This window comes from Saliphagus sp. LR7 (genome assembly GCF_003344565.1).
Taxonomy (GTDB): domain Archaea; phylum Halobacteriota; class Halobacteria; order Halobacteriales; family Natrialbaceae; genus Saliphagus; species Saliphagus infecundisoli.
Genome location: NZ_QPND01000004.1, coordinates 210,086 through 229,282, shown reverse-complemented (window position 1 = coordinate 229,282; position 19,197 = coordinate 210,086). Strand labels below are relative to the sequence as shown.

General features: G+C 71.6%; 21 protein-coding genes and 1 pseudogene. 9 read left to right on the top strand and 13 right to left on the bottom strand.

The window, feature by feature from the left end:
* Positions 1–4: 4 nt before the first annotated feature.
* Entirely contained in the window at positions 5–1,930 is a 1,926-nt protein-coding gene (locus DVH23_RS08250; RefSeq protein ID WP_114576960.1) for a bacterio-opsin activator domain-containing protein, read from the bottom strand.
* A gap of 95 nt (positions 1,931–2,025) precedes the next feature.
* On the opposite strand from DVH23_RS08250, the gene DVH23_RS08245 reads away from it, so the two are divergent.
* Complete coding sequence (locus tag DVH23_RS08245) at positions 2,026–2,295, top strand: hypothetical protein (protein WP_114576959.1); 270 nt, start codon at positions 2,026–2,028, stop codon at positions 2,293–2,295.
* Between the two features lie 163 nt (positions 2,296–2,458).
* Here DVH23_RS08245 and DVH23_RS08240 read toward each other — a convergent pair whose 3' ends face one another.
* The 3 genes from DVH23_RS08240 to DVH23_RS08230 form a co-directional block, all read right to left on the bottom strand.
* Positions 2,459–3,103: a helix-turn-helix domain-containing protein gene (locus DVH23_RS08240; protein ID WP_198667876.1), complete on the bottom strand. Its 645-nt coding sequence runs from the start codon at positions 3,101–3,103 to the stop codon at positions 2,459–2,461.
* A gap of 289 nt (positions 3,104–3,392) precedes the next feature.
* Positions 3,393–3,683 carry a DUF424 domain-containing protein gene (locus DVH23_RS08235; protein ID WP_114576957.1) on the bottom strand — a complete coding sequence of 97 codons (291 nt, stop codon included), beginning with the start codon at positions 3,681–3,683 and terminating at the stop codon, positions 3,393–3,395.
* The gene (locus tag DVH23_RS08230) at positions 3,683–4,444 is read right to left on the bottom strand and encodes a tetratricopeptide repeat protein (RefSeq protein ID WP_114576956.1); all 762 of its coding nucleotides are present in this window, start codon (positions 4,442–4,444) and stop codon (positions 3,683–3,685) included. Before DVH23_RS08230 ends, DVH23_RS08235 begins: the two co-directional genes overlap by 1 nt.
* An 84-nt stretch (positions 4,445–4,528) precedes the next feature.
* Here DVH23_RS08230 and thpR point away from each other — a divergent pair, with 84 nt between their 5' ends.
* Positions 4,529–5,086, top strand: a complete 558-nt coding sequence (gene thpR / locus DVH23_RS08225) for an RNA 2',3'-cyclic phosphodiesterase (RefSeq protein WP_114576955.1) — start codon at positions 4,529–4,531, stop codon at positions 5,084–5,086.
* On the opposite strand, the gene DVH23_RS08220 is transcribed toward thpR, so the two are convergent.
* From DVH23_RS08220 to hisS, 3 genes are all read right to left on the bottom strand, one after another.
* The gene (locus DVH23_RS08220; RefSeq protein WP_114576954.1) at positions 5,083–5,397 is read right to left on the bottom strand and encodes a HalOD1 output domain-containing protein; all 315 of its coding nucleotides are present in this window, start codon (positions 5,395–5,397) and stop codon (positions 5,083–5,085) included. The genes thpR and DVH23_RS08220 overlap by 4 nt on opposite strands.
* Before the next feature lie 107 nt (positions 5,398–5,504).
* A complete protein-coding gene (locus tag DVH23_RS08215; RefSeq protein WP_114576953.1) occupies positions 5,505–6,149 on the bottom strand; it encodes a helix-turn-helix domain-containing protein in 645 nt (214 codons plus the stop codon).
* Between the two features lie 39 nt (positions 6,150–6,188).
* Positions 6,189–7,487 (bottom strand): histidine--tRNA ligase, encoded by a 1,299-nt coding sequence (gene hisS / locus DVH23_RS08210; protein WP_114576952.1) that lies wholly within the window; start codon positions 7,485–7,487, stop codon positions 6,189–6,191.
* Positions 7,488–7,696: 209 nt separating this feature from the next.
* On the opposite strand from hisS, the pseudogene DVH23_RS08205 reads away from it, so the two are divergent.
* Positions 7,697–7,975, top strand: a pseudogene (locus DVH23_RS08205) (PadR family transcriptional regulator); the annotation flags it as partial.
* An 87-nt stretch (positions 7,976–8,062) separates the two neighbouring features.
* Here the strand turns inward: DVH23_RS08205 and DVH23_RS08200 are convergent.
* The 3 genes from DVH23_RS08200 to DVH23_RS08190 are packed head-to-tail and all read right to left on the bottom strand — an operon-like array spanning position 8,063 to position 9,514.
* Positions 8,063–8,647 (bottom strand): alpha hydrolase, encoded by a 585-nt coding sequence (locus DVH23_RS08200; RefSeq protein ID WP_114576951.1) that lies wholly within the window; start codon positions 8,645–8,647, stop codon positions 8,063–8,065.
* Position 8,648: 1 nt separating this feature from the next.
* Positions 8,649–9,005 carry a DNA-binding protein gene (locus tag DVH23_RS08195; RefSeq protein WP_114576950.1) on the bottom strand — a complete coding sequence of 119 codons (357 nt, stop codon included), beginning with the start codon at positions 9,003–9,005 and terminating at the stop codon, positions 8,649–8,651.
* 53 nt (positions 9,006–9,058) lie between these two features.
* On the bottom strand, positions 9,059–9,514 hold the full coding sequence (locus DVH23_RS08190) for a 30S ribosomal protein S19e (RefSeq protein WP_114576949.1): 456 nt from the start codon (positions 9,512–9,514) through the stop codon (positions 9,059–9,061).
* 95 nt (positions 9,515–9,609) lie between these two features.
* Between DVH23_RS08190 and thiL the strand changes: the two genes are divergently transcribed.
* Positions 9,610–10,485, top strand: coding sequence for a thiamine-phosphate kinase (gene thiL / locus DVH23_RS08185; RefSeq protein WP_114576948.1), 876 nt, complete (start codon positions 9,610–9,612; stop codon positions 10,483–10,485).
* Here thiL and DVH23_RS08180 read toward each other — a convergent pair.
* From DVH23_RS08180 to DVH23_RS08170, 3 genes are all read right to left on the bottom strand, one after another.
* Complete coding sequence (locus tag DVH23_RS08180; protein WP_114576947.1) at positions 10,482–11,606, bottom strand: site-2 protease family protein; 1,125 nt, start codon at positions 11,604–11,606, stop codon at positions 10,482–10,484. The genes thiL and DVH23_RS08180 overlap by 4 nt on opposite strands.
* 74 nt (positions 11,607–11,680) lie before the next feature.
* Positions 11,681–12,643: an electron transfer flavoprotein subunit alpha/FixB family protein gene (locus tag DVH23_RS08175; RefSeq protein WP_114576946.1), complete on the bottom strand. Its 963-nt coding sequence runs from the start codon at positions 12,641–12,643 to the stop codon at positions 11,681–11,683.
* The gene (locus DVH23_RS08170) at positions 12,640–13,437 is read right to left on the bottom strand and encodes an electron transfer flavoprotein subunit beta/FixA family protein (RefSeq protein ID WP_114577062.1); all 798 of its coding nucleotides are present in this window, start codon (positions 13,435–13,437) and stop codon (positions 12,640–12,642) included. Before DVH23_RS08170 ends, DVH23_RS08175 begins: the two co-directional genes overlap by 4 nt.
* Positions 13,438–13,587: 150 nt before the next feature.
* Here DVH23_RS08170 and DVH23_RS08165 point away from each other — a divergent pair, with 150 nt between their 5' ends.
* From DVH23_RS08165 to DVH23_RS08145, 5 genes are all read left to right on the top strand, one after another.
* Complete coding sequence (locus DVH23_RS08165) at positions 13,588–14,055, top strand: TRAM domain-containing protein (protein ID WP_114576945.1); 468 nt, start codon at positions 13,588–13,590, stop codon at positions 14,053–14,055.
* A gap of 67 nt (positions 14,056–14,122) precedes the next feature.
* Entirely contained in the window at positions 14,123–15,445 is a 1,323-nt protein-coding gene (locus tag DVH23_RS08160) for a DUF4129 domain-containing protein (protein ID WP_114576944.1), read from the top strand.
* Positions 15,442–16,170, top strand: a complete 729-nt coding sequence (locus DVH23_RS08155) for a hypothetical protein (protein ID WP_157972361.1) — start codon at positions 15,442–15,444, stop codon at positions 16,168–16,170. The genes DVH23_RS08160 and DVH23_RS08155 overlap by 4 nt, the downstream gene beginning before the upstream one ends.
* Positions 16,164–17,516: a DUF58 domain-containing protein gene (locus DVH23_RS08150; protein WP_114576942.1), complete on the top strand. Its 1,353-nt coding sequence runs from the start codon at positions 16,164–16,166 to the stop codon at positions 17,514–17,516. Before DVH23_RS08155 ends, DVH23_RS08150 begins: the two co-directional genes overlap by 7 nt.
* Positions 17,513–19,159: a hypothetical protein gene (locus tag DVH23_RS08145; protein WP_114576941.1), complete on the top strand. Its 1,647-nt coding sequence runs from the start codon at positions 17,513–17,515 to the stop codon at positions 19,157–19,159. Before DVH23_RS08150 ends, DVH23_RS08145 begins: the two co-directional genes overlap by 4 nt.
* Positions 19,160–19,197 lie beyond the last annotated feature (38 nt).

The window sequence follows — 19,197 nt, the reverse complement described above, 5'->3', positions numbered from 1 at the left end:
TTCTTTACTCCCGATCGAACGTCGCCTCGAACAGCTTTCGTTCCGCCGCCCGGAGGTGCTGAGCGAACGTCGCGGGGGCGATCCCCAGGCGTTCGGCGACCTCCTCGCCGGTCGTCGCCCGCGGCCACTCGAAGTAGCCCGCGTACGTTGCCGTCTCCAGCACTTCGCGCTGTCGCTCGGTGAGCCGGCGATCGAGGAGGGCGGTGCCCGGAAACGCGGGCGCCTCCCGGCTCGTCGTCCGTTTCGCGACGTAGCTCGTCTCGTAGCCCGACTCGAGGGCGTCGATGAGTCGGCGGGTGTCGGCCCCCTCGGGGAGTTCGACGACGAACCGGCAGTCGCCGTCGGCGATCGTCGCCGAGGACAGGCGGCCGCCGTAGCCCGCCAGCGTCTCGACAAGCGGGACCGCTCCGTCGGCCTCGAGTTCGAACCCGTAGCTCCCCTCCTCGCGCTCTATGACCCGAACGGAGACGAGGTCTTCCTCGCGCTCGACGGCCCCACACAGGCGCTCCTCGGGGACTCCGGTCGCGGTCCCGTAGGCGATCAGGCGGTCGTCGTGCCGGGAGAGGTGCTCGAACCGCAGGATCCCCCCCGACTCCCGCGAGCAGGCGACGAGCGCCTCGGGAAAGCCCTCGGCGCGGAACTCGAGTTCGACGACGGTGTCGCCCGCGAGCGCGGCCTTGCGCTCGATGGCCGCGATCGCGTGGCCGATGACTTCGCCCAGCCGCGAGAGGACCCGGGTCTCGTCGCCGGAGAAGGCGTCCGGGCAGGCCGCATAGACGTTGAGGAGCCCGTAGAGCAGGCCGTCGTGGGCGATGGGCACCGCGATGCTGGCCCGGTAGCCCCGCGCGACGGCCGCCTCGCGCCAGGGCTCGAAGTCCGGATCGGTGGTGATGTCGGTGACGACCTGGACTTCCTGAGTTTCGACCGCCCGCCCCGTCGGGCCGGCGGCGGTCTCGGCCTCGTCGGCCGTGATCCGGACCGCATCCAGATATCCCTCCTCGACGCCCGCCCAGACCCGCGAGATCACCCGCGTCCCGCCGGGCGCGAGTCCGCCGATCCAGACGAACCGGTAGGGCTCCGCGAGCCGGTCACAGACCCGCTGCTCGAGGGTCTGGCGGTCCGGCGTCGTGATCACGAGGTGGGTGATCTCCTGGCAGAGCCGGTTGAGTCGGTTGGCCCGCTCGAGACGGCGCCGGCGCTCGCGGCGCTCCGTGACGTCCTCCGCGATGCCGACGACCCGGCGGACCTCCCCGCCCTCGCGGATCGGGTACGCCCGATCCCTGACCCACCGGATCGAGTCGTCGGGACGGACGACCCGGTAGACCTCCTCGTACTCGTCGCGGGCGCGCTGGGGGATGGTCTCCCGGATCCGGTCGCGGTCCTCCGAATGGATCCCCTCCAGAAACGACATCGGTTCCTCGTAGAGGCTCTCGCGGCTACGCCCCCAGACCTCCTCGTAGGCCGGGTTGACGTAGTGTATCTCGTCGATTTCGACGGAGCTCATCCAGACGACCTCCTCCAGCCGTTCGGCGAACTGCCGGAACTTCCCGCCGGCCCAGGCCCGCTCCAGAACCGTCACGACGTCCTCGAGGAAGCCGATATCCGCCTCCGAGAGCTCCCGACTCCCGACACAGAGGACGCCCCGGGGGTCGCCAGCGGGACCGACGACCGCGCCGACCCCGGCCTCGCTCGCGACGACCCTTCCCTCGCCGGTCAGCGCCCGCTCGGCAAGCGAAGAGTCGTCGAACTCCCCCGCGAGGCGTTCGGGCCCGTCCGGACCGGGCTCGAACAGCGCCGCAGGCGCCGCCAACACGTCGCCGACGGCCGCGACCGCGTCGACCGCCAGCCGACGGCCGTCGCCCTCGAGCGCCCCCATCGCGATCCCCGCGACGGCCTTCCGGCGGTCGCGTTCGTCTGCGTCCACCCCCATTCGTTCTCTCGATGGACGCGGCCGAACGGCGTAAACGTAGCGCTCGTGCCGACGAAACCGGACGATCTAAACCGGCCGGTGCCCTCCCTCCGGCGATGAGAGGCCCCGGACTCCTCGGGATGATCGAGATCGCCGCCGGGCTCTCGATCGCCGGTCCGATGTTCATCGTCGGCGTCGAGTTCGCCCGGAGCGGCCAGTTCGCCCTCGGCGGGGCGATGGTGGGCCTCGGGTTCGTCGCGATGTTCTTTCCCTCCTATCTCCTCCGCCGGATCGGCGGCTGGCTCCGCCATCCGCTCGGCGGAAACGAGGACGAGGACGACGATCCCGGGCGTTCGAGCCTGCTGGACCGTTTTCGTGGCGAGTGAGGACCGATCGATCCGGTCGCGTGAGCCTCCGATACGGACACGATCGGCGAGCGACCTCGAATTAGATATCGCGATATGAAGTTTATCACCCCGTTCTCGGCGGAGAGACGCGTCTCCGTCGAACCCCGCCGCAAGCGCCCGCACGGATGCTGAATCGGCCGAATCAGGCCATCGTGGCCGCGGCGCCGTCCCCGAGCTCGGAGCTGGCCAGCGTGCGGTAGGCCCGCCGGAACCGCTCGGAGAGCGCCTGGTGGGAGATCCCGAGTTCGTCGGCGAGCTCCGCGAGCGAGACCCGGCGAGGGATCTCGAAGTATCCGCCCTCGATCCCGGCGGCGAGGGCCTCGTACTGCTCGGCGGTCAACCCCGAGGGCACGCCCGCCGCGGTCGGCTCCGAGAGCCGGAGGACCTCGACCTCGAGGCCGGCCTCCACCAGCCCCGCGTAGATCTCGCGGGCGTCCTCCCGGCGGAGGAGCCGGAGACTGACGGTCCAGGCGCCGCTCCTGCCCGCGGCCTCGAGGACCGTCCCCCGGCGGTCGGCGACGGCCTCGAACAGCGTCGCGAACGCGCCCGCGAACCCGACCTCGTAGAGCGCCCACCCCTCGCCCGCCGCGATCCACTCGAGGTCCGGGACGGTCGGGTCCGCGCCGAGGGCCGCCTCGATTGTGCTACGGTCGCCAGCCGTAACCAGAAGCCCGATGCCGCCAGCGACGACGGGCTCCAGCTCGCACTCGAGGTCTGGCCACTGCTCGAACGCCCCGCCACAGGCGATCCCGTCGCCGGACAGCCGGAGTTCGGTCGTCGTCGTCATGAATTCACCCCTCGGAGGGTAGCGGGATTCAACTTGCCTCCTAAAGGGTTTGGTCCCGCCGTCGCAGTCGCCCGTTTTCCGCCGTTTCGGACGGCCGAGCGCCATCGCGACTGCGGCCGGAAGCCGACGGCATCCGAGCGCCGGTAAATCGTATGGCGCGATATAGAATCGTGCCCGCCGGCCGAAACGGCGGGCGGAGAGCGACCGAGGTCCGTGCGCTCACGGGTCGTTCCTCTCCGTTCGCAACAGCGCGGTTCTCGCTCACTTCGTTCGCTCCGAACCGCGCCGACTACATCCAGAGGAGCTGGGCGTGACGGGTTCGGCCGACCTCAAGGACGTTTGCCTCGTCGATGAACCCCTCCTCGACGGCCAGTGCGACGGCGGCCTCGCCGACGATGTTCGCGATCGAGGCCCGCGCCAGCGAGTCGGCGGCCGACTCCTCGTCTACCGTGGATCCGCCGTAGAACTCCTCGGTGACCGTAAGCGAGATCTCCCCCGAGTCGAACGTCTCTCCCAACACGTCGTCGTCACAGATCGTGACCAGGAGCCCCTTCTCGGTCTCGCGTTCGCTGACGATCATCACTCGACCAGCCGGTCGTCGCCCTCCTCGCGTTCGTCCATCATCCGTTCCTCGGCGCGCTCGCGGAGTTCGTTCGCCTCGTCGGCGATCTCTTCGGCCTCGTCGTACTCGCCCAAGTCCTCCAGGATGTGGGCTTTCGTCTCGAGCACGCGGGCGTCGCGGTTGCCTAGCCGGATCGCGTTGTCGATGCAGTGAAGCGCCTCCTCGGAGAGCCCCCGCTCGGAGAGGAAGAAGGCACGATTGTACCACGCCTGGGGGAACCGCTCGTCGATCTCGACGGCGCGTTCTGCGTGCTCTAGGGCCTGGGCGGTCTCGCCGAACTCCCAGAGGGCGTAGGCGAGGTTCGTCTCGGCGCTCGCGGCGTGTTCGCTCGAGTCGTCGATCGAGAGCGCTTCCCGGTGAGCGCCGATCGCCTCGTCGAACTCCTCTAACTCGGCGTGGGCGACGCCCTTGTTCACCCAGGCCTCCTGTTCGAGCAGGTCGTCGTCGGCGAAGTTCGCGGCACGCTCGAACGCCTCGGTGGCCTGCTCGAAGCGGTTGATCCGCATGTAGTTCAGGCCGACCTCGAGCAGTTCCCCCGCGTCTACCTCCTCGCTGCCGACGTTCCGGCGGTCGAGCAGGTCGGTAACGACCCGCGAGTCCACGGGATCGACCTTCGTCGGGTCGACGTCGAGTTCCGGCGGATCGAGGTCGAACTCCTCGTAGCTGCTCTCGACGTCGTCCTCCGAGAAGGGGTTTCTGTCGTCCGTTCGGTCGGTCATTACCCGGATTTGGGTCGGCGGACTGTTAAGGTCTGCGACCCCGGCGGCCGTAGGTTCAAGACCGTTCGAGGCGACTCCTCTCCCATGCGGCTGTTCGTCAGCGTCGATCTGCCCGACGGCCTCGCGAGCGCCGTCGCGGACCTCCAGGCGGAGTTCGAGGACGCCTCCGGGCTGAGCTTCACCGACCCCAAACAGGCCCATCTCACGCTGAAGTTCCTCGGCGACGTCGAGGCAGCGTGCCTGCCCGAACTCGAGGCGGAACTCGCGGCCGCCGTCGACGAATCCGAAATCGCCCCCTTCGACGCGTGCTTCGAGGGGCTCGGCGTCTTCCCCGAGATGGAGTACATTACCGTCGTCTGGCTCGGCGTGAGTGCGGGCGGCGACGAGCTACAGCGGCTCCACGAGACGATCGAGGATCGGACGACGGCGATGGGGTTCGAACCCGAACCCCACGAGTTTACTCCCCACGTCACGCTCGCGCGGATGGACCACGCCGGCGGGAAGGAACTGGTCCAGGAGGTCGTCCGCGAGCGCGATCCCACCGTCGGGGAGAGCCGCGTCGAGGCGGTCAGGCTCACCGAGAGCCGGCTCGAACGCGAGGGACCGGTCTACGAGACGGTCGCGTCGTTCGCCCTCGGTTAGCGGGCGGCGTTCCCCTCGCCGCGAGGGGAGACGACAACGCGGCCGTCGCCCTCGCGGGCCGCGACGGTCACGCGCCACTCGCCGACCGGAAACGAGACCGTCCCCGAGCGGGTGGTCCCCGCCGACCGCGTCGCGAAGACGGCGTCGAGCGCGCTCGTATCGACCGCGTCGTACAGCGAGTCGAGTTCGGTCGAGTCGCGTCCGGTGGCCGCAGCGAGCGCCTCGGCGACGGCGACGGTCACCGAACCCTCGCCGATCTCGTGGCTCACGGTCGGCCGCTCGTCGCGACGGACCCCGTCGGCTCCCCCCATCAGCGTCCCCTCTCTCGTCCGGCCGGCCGGAGCCGGCAGAGGATCGTCGTCATCAACGATGGAGACGTCGGCCCCGGGAGTGATTCTGGCGGGTCTATGTAGAACCCCTACTTCGCAATCGTGTTCGCGACCAGCCGGGAGAGCCCCCGGCGGAGCCGCCGGGAGATCGCGCGCTGGCTGACGCCGAACGCCGTCGCCAGCTCGCTCTGGGTCACGCCGCGGGGCTCCTCGAAGTAGCCCCGATCGTAGGCGAGACGAACCGTCTCGAGCTGGGCGTCGGTGAGCTGGTAGCCCGAGCCGGCGGCCCGCTCCCGGATTGTCGACACCCGGCGCACCTCGATCGGAAGCTCCCGCTCCCGGCAGTACCGCTGGAACGCCCGTACCCGCTCGCGCTCGGGAAACCGGAGCTCGAATCGCCACCCCTCCTCGCCGCCGACCGCCTCGACGATCGTCGCGCCCGTCTCGACCAACCCCGTGACGATCCCCTCGACCCGGTCGTCCCACCGGGCCCGATAGAGCCGGTCGCCCTCGACCCGCGAGACGACCTCGACGCCCCGGACCGCGGGGGTCGCGAGCACCGCCCGCTCGAAGCGCTCGAACGACGAACAGTTCCGGACCCAGAAGAAGGGGAGCACCCCCTCGGTGGTCGGCACGATCCGCTCGAGGTCGATTCCGAGCCCCGGATCCTCCGGGATCGCCATTCCGAGGGGAAACCCCTCGACGGGCAGCCGGACGTCGACGATCGTCGCCATGGGGGGCCTACGTCCGGCGCGAAGAAGTATCCGGGGCCCTCACTCGAGGTCGGCGAGCGTCGGGCGCTCGTGGTCGCCGGGGAACCCCTCGACGGGAACCTGGAGCTGATCCCCCGATTCCATCTCCTTTACCGTGACCTCGTCGTTGGCGAGGTCCTGCTCGCCGACGATGACGACCGTCTCGGCGTTGATCGAGTCGGCGTACTCGAGTTGGGCACCGAACGAGCGCCCGGCGACGTCGCCCTCGACGACGTGGCCCCGCTCTCGCAGCTCGCGGGCGATCCGGGCGGCGGTGGGTCGGGTATCCCCGACCTGCAGGACGTAGTAGTCGGTCTCGACTGCCTCCTCGGGCCAGACGCCCGCGCGCTGACAGAGCAGGGACAGCGTCGCGTGGCCGGGCGCGACGCCGACCGCGGGGGTGGGCTGGCCGCCGTAGGACTCGATCAGGTCGTCGTAGCGCCCGCCGCCGAAGATCGATCGGGAGACCTCGCCCGCCGAATCGAAACACTCGAAGACGACGCCGGTGTAGTAGTCCAGGCCGCGGGCGGTCTCGAGCGAGATCGTACAGTACTCGCGGGCGCCGAAGTCCTCGGCCGCCGCGAGGACGTTCCGAAGGTTCTCGACCGCGGCATCGACGCGCTCGGCGTCGGCGAACTCGGCGACCTCCTCTAGATCGCCGCCCGCGATCAGGTCGGCGAACTCGGCGGCCTGGTCGTAGGTGAGGCCGGCCTCGACCAGCAGGTCGTGGTACTCGGCCTCCGCGAGCGCGTCGCTCTTGTCGACCGCGCGGATCGCGTCCTCGACGTCGACGTCCGCCTCGTAGGCCTCGAGAACTCCGCCCAGGACGTCGCGGTGGGAGACCCGGAACTCGAAGTCCTCGCCCGTCAGGCCGAGCCCGGTGAGGGCGTCGGCCGCCCAGGCGAGGATCTCGGCGTCGGCCTCGGGTTCCGCGGAGCCGAAGACGTCGACGTTAGTCTGGTAGAACTCGCGCTGGCGGCCCTGCTGGACCTGCTCGTAGCGCCAGAACGGCCGGGTCGAATACCACTTGATCGGCTTCGAGAGCTCCTGCTGTTTGGCGACGACCATCCGGGCGACCGTCGGCGTCAGCTCGGGGGTCAAAGCGACGTGGCGGCCACCCTGGTCCTCGAAGGAGTACAGCTCCTCGACGATCTCGTCGCCGCTCTTGTCGGTCCATAGCTCGGCGCGTTCGAGGGCGGGCGTGGCGATCTCCCGGAACCCGTAACGTCCGGCCGTCCCTTCCAGGACCTCGATCGCCTCCCGGCGGGCGGCCATCTCGCCGGGGTAGACGTCCCGAAAGCCCTTGATCCGGTCGTACATGCCCGCCCGTTCGGTCACGGGTCACTTCTGGCTTCCGTTCGCCCCCTCGGCGGGTTCGTCCCCGACGCCATCGCCCCACGGTCGCGCGATCCTCGCCCGATCAATCAGATACTCAGCTATCTACGATTTCGAATATGAACGGGCGAAAATCGGCGTGCCGAGCGCGTTGATCCAGTATCTTTAACGTGCTCATTGTCGTAGATGGTCCCATGTACGACCTGACCGGATTCCAGCGCGACCTGTTGTACGTGGCCGCCGGACTCACCGAGCCCCACGGGCTCGCGATCAAGGACGAACTCGAGGACTACTACGAAAAGGAGATCCATCACGGGCGGCTCTATCCCAACCTCGACACCCTGGTCGACAAGGGGCTTCTCGAAAAGGGGGAGGCGGACCGCCGGACGAACGTCTACTCGGTGACCCGCCGGGGTCGCCGCGAGATCGAGGCCCGCCGGGAGTGGGAGGCCCAGTACGTCAGCGACCTGCTCGGAGAGGACGACCTCGAAGCCGAAAGCGAGAGTGCGGACGGAAGCAGCGAGGAGGGGGAGGCGACGAGCGACGCCGGCGAGGAGTAGCTACCGGACGCCGGTGACGTGGGTCTGTTCGTGGTCGGGGAAGTACTCCCCGATCGCTCCGCCATCGTCGGCGACCAGCGCCCGGAGCTCCGCCTCGTAATCCGCGCGCGTGATTTCCGCACTCGGGCCGACGGTGACGTCCAGGTGGGCGTCGACGAGGTCGTCGACGGCGCTCCGGCCGAAGCCCGACAGCGGCGCGATGTAGTCGACGTCGTGGTGGTCCTCCAAGCTCTGGGCCTGGGCCCGCGAGACCGTCGGCACGCGGTCGTCCCGGCGGGTTCCGTCAGCGACGGCGTCGAACCCCTCCCGCGCCACGGCTTCCAGGGCGTGGCGGTGGACGTGCTCGATGCCGTGTCTGGGGAAGCCGTCCTCGCGGATCCGGTCTGCGGCCTCGCGGGCGACGTCGCGGTCGAGTTCGATCCGCTCGAAGGGGAAGTCGAGCTCGCGGGCGGTCGCCCGCGCGTGTTTCCAGTCGTCGGTCACCCCGAAGTGGGCGGTCGCGAGCGTGACGTCGTAGAACTCCGCGAGGAGCAACGCCGCCAGCGTCGAGTCCTTGCCGCCGCTGTAGAGCAGGCCCAGCCGCATCCTACCGCCGGCGGATGTCGAAGCTCTTCTCCTCGGGTTTCAGTTCGTTCAGGATCTGGCGCATCTTCTCGTCGTCGATCTTGCCCTGGATCCGCCCGCTCTGGGCTAAGGCGACGACCTGCTGTTCGACCTTCTCGCCGAAGTCGGGCTTGCTCATCTTGACCGTGTTGAGCCGCTTTCTGGCGTCGTCGGAGAGATACTGGCGCAACAGGGCCTTCTTCTGGGCCTCGGCTTGCTGCTGGGCGGCCTCGCGCTGAGCTGCGGCCTCCTCGCCGCCCTCGCCGCCGGCCTGGTCCTGGAGCTCTTCGAGTCGTTCCTCGCGGAGTTGCTCGAGTTCGTCGTCGGAGTTCTCGCTCATACGTCGGGGTTGCGCCGCCGGAGAGAAAATGATTACGGCTACCGGCGACCGGCCTACGCGTAGCGCTCGAGTTCCGGACGGTCGAGTTCCTCCAGGACCTCGCCCGCGGTGTCGTCGAGGAGGCTGCGGCCCTCGGCGGTGACCCGCCGGCCCTCGCCCTCGCCGATCTCGACCAAGCCCTCCTCCTCTAGCTGCTGGAGGATCGTCCGGATCAGGCTCCGGGAGCCGTCGGCCCGTTTGGCGGGCGCGACCTGGTAGCGGTTCGAGCCGCGTTTGGCGTTGCCGTACTCCGTCGAGAGCCGTTCGACGCCGATCGGCTCGCGGTCGGCGACCTTCCGGAGCAGGCTCGCCGCCCGGGTCGCCCAGAAGTCGGGCTGTTCGGGGGGGAGCTCGCGGCCGGCGCCGGTCTTTGCGAACTGCGCCCAGTCGGGTTCCTCGAGTCGGTCCGCAAAGTCCTCGGCGAGGGCCTCGATGAGGTCCTCGGCCGGGACGTCGTACATCGTAGCCATTGGGGTTTTCTTTCCCGTCGCGGCATTTAAGGACGTCGTTGTCGCCTCGTCTGCGGTTCCACACCGCTTTTCGCCTCCGGCCCGAAACGCCCGCCATGGACGAACGCGCCGCACTCGCGATGCTCGCGGGCGAACTCGATCCCGCGGGCGACGACGCCGCGGTCGTCGACGGGCTGGTCGTGACGACCGACATGCTCCACGAGACGACCGACTTCCCCGACGCGACCACCAGATACACCGCGGGCTGGCGGGCCGTCGGCGCTTCGCTGTCCGATATCGGCGCGATGGGAGCGGAGGCCGTCGCCGCGGTGGCGGTCTACGCCGATCGCGAGTTCGAGGAGGGGGAGCTCCGGGCGTTCGTCGGCGGCGCGAGCGACGTCTGCGAGGCGGTCGGCGCGGAGTACGTCGGCGGCGACCTCGATTCACACACCGAGTTCACGACCGCGACGACCGCCATCGGCCGCGTCCCCGAGACTGGATCGGTCCGCCGTGCGGGCGCCCGCCCCGGCGACGCCGTCTGTGTCACCGGCGAACTCGGACGGAGCGCCGCCGCCCTCGAGCTGTTCGGCCGAGGGGAGACCGAGAGAGCGAACGAGCTCTTCCGCTTCACGCCTCGAGTGGCGGCCGGCCGGGCGCTCGCCCCCCACGCGACCGCGATGATGGACGTAAGCGACGGGCTCGCCCGGTCGCTCCACCAGCTCGCCGAGGCCGGCGACTGCGGCTTCGCGGTCGACTCCGGGGCGATCCCGGTCGCCGGGGCGCTGGCGGAGGTCGCCGGGGGTCGAAAGGAGGCGCTCGAGCCGGCGACGACGTTCGGCGAGGACTTCGAGCTCGTCTTCGCGGTTCCCGAGGACCGTCTCCGGGAGCTCGAGGCGGCCACCGAGGTCGCGATCGCGAGGATCGGGACGGTCCGCGAGGAGGGAGTGGTGATGGACGGCGAGACCCTCGCCGACGAGGGGTACACCCATTAGCCGACGATCTCGACGGGTACCGGCATGAAACAGAGCGCCCCGAGGGCGAACGTGAGGAGCCCGAGGGCGATCCGGCCGGGGCCCAGCCGCTGGTCGTCGACCGGGTGGGCCGGTCCGACGCGGGCGAGCACGAGCGCGAACAGTCCCCAGAACACCCAGACGAACACCGAGTTGCCGCTGTAGTTCTCGACGTAGTAGAGGTAGCCCGCGAGGCCGAACAGCGCCAGGGGGACTAGCCCCGCGATCGTCTCCTGGTACTCGCCGGCGACCGCCCGCAGGATGTGGCCGCCGTCTAACTGGCCGACCGGAATCAGGTTGAGGAAGGTGACGAGCATCCCGACCCAGCCGCCGACGACGACGGGGTTGACGCCCGTCGCGGGATCGCCGCCGTACAGGGGCCGGTCGACCGCGGCCGCGAGCAGCTCGAGCAGCGGCGGGTAGCCCAGCTGGATCGCGATCGCGTTCGGGTCGCTTGCCAATCCCGGGGGGGCGGTCACCGGATCGAGGTGAAGCCCGATCACCGTCACGATCACGGTGGCGACCAGGCCGGCGAGCGGGCCGGCGACGCCGATGTCGAACAGCGCCTTCCGGTCGGGCATCCGGCTCTTGATCCGGATCACCGCGCCCATCGTCCCGATCAGCGTCGGCACCGGGAGGAAGTAGGGCAAGGAGGCGTCCACATCGTGATAGCGGCTCATCACGTAGTGACCCATCTCGTGGACCCCCAGGACGCCCATGATCGCGACGGTGAACGGCCAGGCCGTTAGCGCCGCTTCGGCGGGGTTCGCGATCGGATCGACGTAGTACCACTGTGATCCCACGAGCAGCGTCGAAACCACCGTCGCGAGGAAGAGGACGACGTTCGTCCACGGGATCCCCTCGATCCCCGAACTCGCCGGCTCGGCGACGATGACGTACTCGCCGTGGCGGGTCGTCAACCGCGCCTCGTAGCCCGCCTCGCGGAACTGGGGCCAGAGCCGGCGCATCAGCGGCTCAGGGGGAACCTGGGGGTCGCCGTAGTAGACCAAGGTGTCGCCCTCGGCCCGGGTCTCGTAGACCGCAAACAGCGGGTCGATCGTCTCGGGAGGGAGGCCAGCGTCGGGGACGTCCGCATCGGCCATCGTGGGCGATTGGCGCTTGCCACGTATAAATCGACTGTCCGATGGCGTCGACCGGGACCCTCGGAACTCCGGGGCTACTCGAACGCCTCGATCAGCGCGGGGACGACCTCGAACAGGTCGTCGTGGATCGCGTAGTCGGCGATGTCCATGATCGGCGCCGACGGATCGGTGTTGATCGCGACGATCGTCTCGGAGCCTTTCATTCCGGCGACGTGCTGGACGGCCCCCGAGATGCCGACGGCGATGTAGACGTCGGGGGTCACGACCTTGCCGGACTGGCCGACCTGGCGCCCCTTCTCGAGCCAGCCGGCGTCGACGATCGGCCGGGAGGCCGAGACAGTCGCACCGAGCGCGTCGGCCAGATCGTGGATCAGCTCCAGGTTCTCCTCGTCGTCGATCCCCCGACCCACGCTGACCAGCACGTCGGCTTCGGTGATGTCGACGTCGCCACCTCCGACCTCCTCGAAGCCGTTGACCGAGGAGCCGACCCGCGACTCGTCGATCTCGAGTTCGAACGGTTCGACGCTCGCGTCGCCGGTGTCGGTCGTGGCGGGCCACTCGCCGGCCCGGATCGTCAGGACGGCCCGGTCGTCCGCGACCTCGATTTCGGTTTCGACTTTCCCGCCGTACATCTCGCGGGTCGCCACCAGCTGCTCGGCCTTGATATCGACGACGTCCGTGACGAGCGGGAGGGCCAGCCGCCGGGCGACCGCGGGGACGTAGTCGAGTCCGTTGACGCTGTTGGGCGCGAGCAGGTATCGCGGGTCGACTTCCTCGACGAGGGCCTCGACGGCCTGGACGTAGACGTCGTGGTTGAACTCCTCGCCGTCGGCGACGGTGTGGACGACGTCGACGCCCTCGCGGTTTGCCTTCCGGCCGAACTCCTCGACGTCGCCGCTGACGACGGCGACGTGGAGGTCGCCGCCGGTCGCCCCCGCGAGTTCGCTACCGGCGGTCACCAGCTGGTCGCTTACGTCCCGCAGGTCCCCGCGGCGGTGTTCGGCGATCGCCAGGACGTCCGGGCTCGGGGCGCTCATCCCTCCACCCCCACGCCCCGCTCGCGGAGGACGGCGGCGAGTTCGGCGGCGCTCTCCTCGGCGCTCCCCTCGAGAACCGTCGCCTCGGACTCGACGTCGGGCTCGGCCATCCCGATCAGCCGGAGCGCCCCCTCGATCGTCGCCGGCTCGATCCCGAGTTCGCCGGGGGTCACGTGCTCTAGCTCCTTGCTCTGGGCCGAGCGGATCCCCCGAAGGCTCGCGTATCGAGGCTCGTTGATCCCGGTCTGGATCGTGAGCACGGCCGGCAGCTCCACCGTCGTGAGTTCCTCGACGCCGCCTTCCAGTTCGCGGCGGACGTCGGCCGTTCCCTCTTCGGGAGAGAGCTCGAGGTCGTTGACGACGGCGGCCCACTGGAAGCCGACGTCGGCGGCCAGCGAGACGCCGGTGGCCATGAAGCCGGCGTCGCCCGACTGGACCCCCGTGAGGACGAGGTCGGGCTCCTCGCGGGCGACGACGCCCGCGAGGAGGGCGGTCTTCGCGCCGACGTCGAGCAGGTCGGCCGCCGCGCAGTCGTCGTTCCAGACCCGTATCGCACGGTCGGCGCCTTTCGCCAGCGCCTGCCGGATCGTCTCCTCTGCCTCCTCGGGACCGACCGTCGCCGTCACGACCTCGTCGGCGACGCCGTCCTCTGCGAGCTGGACCGCCTCCTCGACGGCGTACTCGTCCCACTCGTTCATGTCGGCGCCGAGATAGCGGTCGTCGATCGCGAGCCCGTCGATCTCGAACTCGTCGTCGACGGTCGTCACCTCCGTCACCGCAACGAGAACCTTCATCATCGAACGTTCCCCTCGCCGTGCCGTAAACGTTTTCGAAAGCGTGCGCCCAGGGGTCGAGTCGGGGGTTTTCCGGCGCCTGCGAGCACAGCGATTCCGACGCCTATCCGAGTCGCAAGCTGTTTAACGCTACTCTGGCTACTGAACCCCATGGCGGACTGTCCACTCGCCGACGACTGCCCGAGCTTCGACGAGCAGATACACGGGATGGGGTGTCGCCACTACGGCGACCGGGGCGGCAAGGAGTGGTGTAACCACTACAGCCAGCCGATTCAGGACCTGAAAACCCAGCCCGTCAAGCCCGGCGAGGAGGTCGTCATCGACGTCGAGGACATGCACGAGAGCGGCGCCGGCGTCGGCCGGACCGACGACGGCTTCATCGTGATGGTCGACGGCCTCCTCCCGGAGGTTCGCGCTCGAGTCGAGATCACCCGGGTCCACAGCAACCACGCCCGCGCCGAGGAAGTAGAGCGCCTCCCGATGGAGGGCGACCTGGAGGACGCCGGCGAGGAGGGCGAGGACGCCGAGGGGAGCGAGGAAACCGAATCGGACGACGGGGGCAGGAGCGGACCGGATCGCGAGCGGCTGGGCAGCCGCGAGAACTTCTGGGGCTCGTAGAGCCCCGCCGAGTGGACTCCGCGGGCGACGACAAACTGTAAGTAGCGACTGACAGTATACCCTGGCAATGCCGAGAGACTCCCGTGCCGGGAGCCGGCTGCTCCCGGCCGTCGCCCTCCTGGTCGCCATCGGCGGACTCGCCCTCGCGGCGACGGCCCTGCCGATGCTGACGGGCGAGGCGCCGGCCGGCGGCAGCTTAGAGGACAGCGCCGACGCCGGCGGAGCCGGCGAGGAGGCGATCGAACGGACCGATCCCGAAACCGCGGGCGCGGCCGGCGGCGCCGCCGCCAGTGCCGTGGCCGACGACCCCGGCGCCGCGCCCGCGGGCGCCGACCCCGACGAGGAGAGCGTCGAGGCGATCCGCGAGGGGATCGGCGACAGCGAGGCCGGCACGGCGCTGCTGGGCGTCGCCGCGGTGTTCGCGACCGTCGGCGGCGCCGGCGAGGAGCTTCCCGCCGACGCCATCCGCGAGGAGGACGTCGAGGGCGTCGAGGACCTTGAGGGCTACGGCCAGGGCCAGCGGCGAGCCGGGGAACGCGAGGGCGACCTCGGCGTCCCGCCCGGATTGGGCTCGCTGGGCGGCGAGCTCGGCGATCTCGCGTCCGAATCCGCACCGGAGGGCGAGGGGAGCTCGGGGACCGCCCCCGACGCGGAGGATCTCGAGGGGATCGACGGCGAACTCGACGAGGGGGCGACCGAGCCAGGCGAGGACCCCGACGTCGGGGACGAGTCAGAGAGCGAGGCCGGCGACGCCGCCAGCGGGGCGGGCGCGGGCAGTTCGGGGTCCGAATCGGGCCTCTTCGAGGCGATCCCCGGTGGAGGGACGACCGTCGCCGCGGCGTTCGCCGCGCTCCTCGCGCTCGCCGTCGGGGCCGCCCTCCAGGGGGGAGCCGACGCCCGGTCGCTCCCCGGGCTGGTCGTCTCCGCCCTGCTGGGCGCGGTGGTCGCGGCCTCGCGGCGGCTCGAGGCACTGGTGGCGACCGTCGGCGACCTCCCGCTTAGGGAGCTTCCCGCCGCCCTCGCAGGGGCGGTCGCCGGGGCGCTCGCCGCGATCCGGACCCGGCTTGGCGGGCCGGGCGACTCCGGAGGCGAGTCCCCCGGAGCCCCAGCCGGGGACACCCCTGCCGGCGACGAGGCGCCCTCGGCCGCCCGCGGGCGGATCCGGGAGGCTTTCGCGGCCGTCGTCGCGGCCTCGTCGCTGTCCCGGACGCGGATCGCGACGCCGGGCGACGTCGCCCGGCGGGCGGTCGAGTCGGGGGCCCCCCGCGAGCCGGTCGCGACGATCACCGACGCCTTCCGGGACGTCGAGTACGGCGGCGGGGACGCCGAGGAGCGCGTCGAGCGGGTGAGCGAGGCGAGCGAGGAACTCGAGGGGCGAGGCGAGGAGTGACCCGGACCACGATACGTCTCGGGGCGGTGACGGTCGCGGGCCTCCTCTTGCTCGCGGCCGGGATCTTCGTCGCGACCCGCCCGGACACGGTGACCGACGAGTTCCCGGCGCTGGTCGCCGTGGGAAAGCGGGTCGATCCCGGACGGGCGCTGCTCGCCCTGATCGGGACGCTCACCGTCCTTGTTCCCCTGCTCGTCGCCGTCGGCCGGTATCGCGCGGAGAGCGCGGCGCCCCTCGGCCGGTCGGCCGTCCCGGCGGACGAGGCCGACGGCGAACACCCGGGCGACCGGGAAGGAGAGCGTCCGGTCGTCGGGGGCGGCCTCGAGGTCGCGGTCCGGCGGGCGACCGACTACGAGGCGAGGGGGGGCGCGGCGCGGTCGGCCGCCCGGGAGACGGTCGTCGAGCGCCTCCGGCCGGTCGCGGCCGACGCCTACGCCCGCCGGGAGGGCATCGGCGAGGCGGGCGCCCGGGAGGCCGTCGAACGGGGCGAGTGGACCGACGAGCCGCGGGCCGCGGCCTTCCTCGGGGAGCCCTCGCTCCCGCTTTCGGTCTGGCTCTACGACCTGTTCACCGCCGAGGACCCCTACCGGCGGAGCCTCCGGGCGACGGTGGAGGCGATCGAGGCGGTCCAGACCGAGCCGGCGGCGTTCGGGGTCCCCGAACCCGAGCCCAGTTCCCGGCCCGACCGGGAGGACGCCGACGGTGAGGGGGTATCGGCGTGGTAGTCGAGCGCGTCGGCAGACACCGGATCGGGCTCGTCGCCGCGCTGGTCGCCTGCGGGCTCGCCGTCGCCTTCGGGCGTCCCGGCTTCTTCGCGCTCGCGACGGTTTCGCTCGGGGTCGTCCTCCTGTCCTCGCTGGGTGGCGAACCCGCCGGAGAGATAGAACTCGAACGGACGCTCTCGACCGACCGGCCCAGGCCAGGCAAGCCCGTGGAGGTCACCCTCGAGATCCGGAACGCGGGCGAGCGGACCCACCCCGACGTCAGGATCGCCGACGAGCCGCCCGCTGGCGCGGCGGTCGTCTCCGGGACCCCCGCGCTCGCGACGGCGATCCGCCCCGACGAGGAGGCCGTCCACAGCTACGAGATCGCGCCCCCGCGGGGTCGTCACGCCTTCGGCGAGGCGACGGTCCGGACGCGAAACGCCGTCGCGAGCGTTCGGACGACCGAAACCGTCGAGACCGCGGGCGACGACGCCGTCACCTGCGAGACGCTGCTGGACTCGTTTCCGTTCCGCGAGCGAACCGTCCGCTTCGTCGGCCGGACGCCGACCGACGGCGGGGGCAGCGGCGTCGAGTTCTACACGACCAGGGAGTACCGCCCGGGCGACCCGATCAACCGGATCGACTGGCATCGCTTGGCCCGCACCGGCGAGCTCGCGACCGTCGAGTACCGCGAGGAGCGGGGGGTGACGACCGTCTTCGTCGTGGACGACCGGCCGGGCGTCCACCGGCGGGGGCCACGGGGCGGCCCCGACTCCTTCGATCTCTGCCTCTACGCCGCCTCTCGGGGGATCGTCGCCTCCCTCGAGGAGGGCAACCGGACCGGGTTCGCCGCCCTCGCGGGCGACCTCGCGGTCGAGCCGGGGACCGGCGGCGGGCTCCGGGAACGGACGGACGAGGCCATGGCGGACCTGGATCGGCCGGCTGCCGTCGCCGACGGCGCCGGGGAGGGAGCCAGTGCCGGCGGCAGCGACACGGACGGCCGGGACGATGGCGACGGGGACGACGACCCATCGGTGGCCGCCCTCGTCTCCGATCTCGCCGCCCGGCTCCCGGCCGACGCCCAGGTCGTCCTCTGTACCCCGCTTTCCGACGCGGGGAGCGTCGAGGTCGTCCGCCGGCTCCGCTCGCACGGGCGGGTCGTCACCGTCGTCGCGCCCGACATGACGACCGCGGTGGCCGGAATCGGCTCCGCAAGCCGAAAGGGGCTGGGCGCGAGAGTCGCCGGGCTCGAGCGCGAAAACCGGATGGCGGCCTGTCGCGCCCGCGGGGCGACCGTCGTGGACTGGGATCTCGCGGATCCCCTCGCGGTCGATCTGGCGCGGGCGCTCCGCGGGGGTGGGCGATGAGCTCCGAGCACCCGGCGGGAGGCGACGACGGCGGCCGGTCAGCGGAGGTCACGGAGCGCGTCGAGAGCGGGGCACGGGCGGGCGCGGCCGCCGGGCGACGGGCGCTCGACCGAGTGCTCGAAACGACGACGGCGAGCGAGCGCGCCGCCGCGATCCTCGCGCTCGCGGTCGCGGTCGCCGCCGGGAGCGCGCTCGTCGGCCCCCGGCTGGGCGTCGTCGCGGCCCTCTCGGGGGTCGCCTGCGTCGTCGCGGCGGTGCCCCTCGCGAGCCGGCGGCCGGTCGTCAGGGCCGTGGGCGGGGTGCTCGCGGTTCCCGCGGCGACCCTCGTCGGGATCCCGGCGACGGTCGCGCTCGCGTTCGGCGTCGGGCTCGCGGGATCCGGACTGTTCGCGGCGGTCGCGCTCTGGGCGCTGGTCTACGCGGGGTTCGGGGCGGCGGCCGTCGCCTGGCCGGCGGCGGGGAACGGCGGCGTCCGCCGGGCGGCGGTCGGTTCCGTGCTGGTGGGCGTCGGAGTTGCAGGCATCGTCGCCCTCCGGATCCTCCCGGACCCGGCGGTCCGCGAGCAGGGCTGGGTGGCCGCCCGTGCGATGCTCTCGGCGCTCTACGGCGTCCTCGTCGCGCCGACGGGGTCGTGGGCGACGCTTACCTTCCTCGCCCTCGCCGTCGTCACTGCGGTCGTCGTCGGCCGGGCGCTCGCCGCGTTCCCTCCCGAACGCGTTCTCCCGCCCGACCGCCGTGGCGCCCTCTCGGCGACCGGGGGCTCCCTCCGGACGCTCCTGCGCGCCGGCGCCTGGCTCGCGGCGCTGGCCGCGCTCGCGACCCTGCTGGTTCCCTCCGCCCTCGCCGGCGGGTTCGCCTCCCCGACTCGGCTCCAGGCCTACCTCCCGCCGGGGGTCGCCGCCGCGATCGTCGCCCTCGTCAGGGCACCCGCGCTCCGGGCGCTCCTGCTCGCGACGATCGTCCTGGGGCTGGCCGCCCTCGCGATCGCCCGGCTTCGGTCGGCGTTTCGACGGGGGCCGGCGGTCTCGCTGGCGGGGGCACTCGCCCCCGTCGCCGGCGGCGCGGCCGTGACGCTGGCGCTGGCCCGGGCGCTCGCGGACCCGGGGACCGTCGCCCGGCTCCGCGAGGCCGGAAGCGATCTGTTCCCCGCCTGGATCGTGGATGTCCTGCTCGCGATGGCGCCGTTCGCGCTCGTCTCCTTCGCCCTCGGGGTCGCATTGGTCACGCTCGTCGCGACCCTCGCGCTCGCGAGCGGGCTCCGGGCGGCCCGGGTGCTCCCCCCGCGGGCGATCGGCGCCGCCCTCGCCGCGGGTTCGGTCTTCGCGCTCGCGGCCGCCCTTATCGTCGTCTCCCGGCTCGAGGCGGCGGTGCTGACCGCCACAGCGGCGTTCGTCGTCTGGGACGCCGGGGAGTACGGGAGCGAACTCCGGACCGAACTCGGTGCGGGCGCCGCGACGCTCCGGGCGGAGCTCGTCCACGGCGGGGCGACGCTGCTGGGCGCGGGCGCGGTCGCCGGGGCGGCGATCGCGCTCCACCGGTACGCCGTCGTCGAGGCGACGCTGGGCGGCCCCCGCTTCGCGGCGGTCGCCGTCGGGATCGGCGTCGGCGCGGTCGTCCTCGTCGCCGTCGCGCTCCGCGGGTGAGAGGCCCTGACGGAGAACGGCTGCCCTTAAGTTCCGGC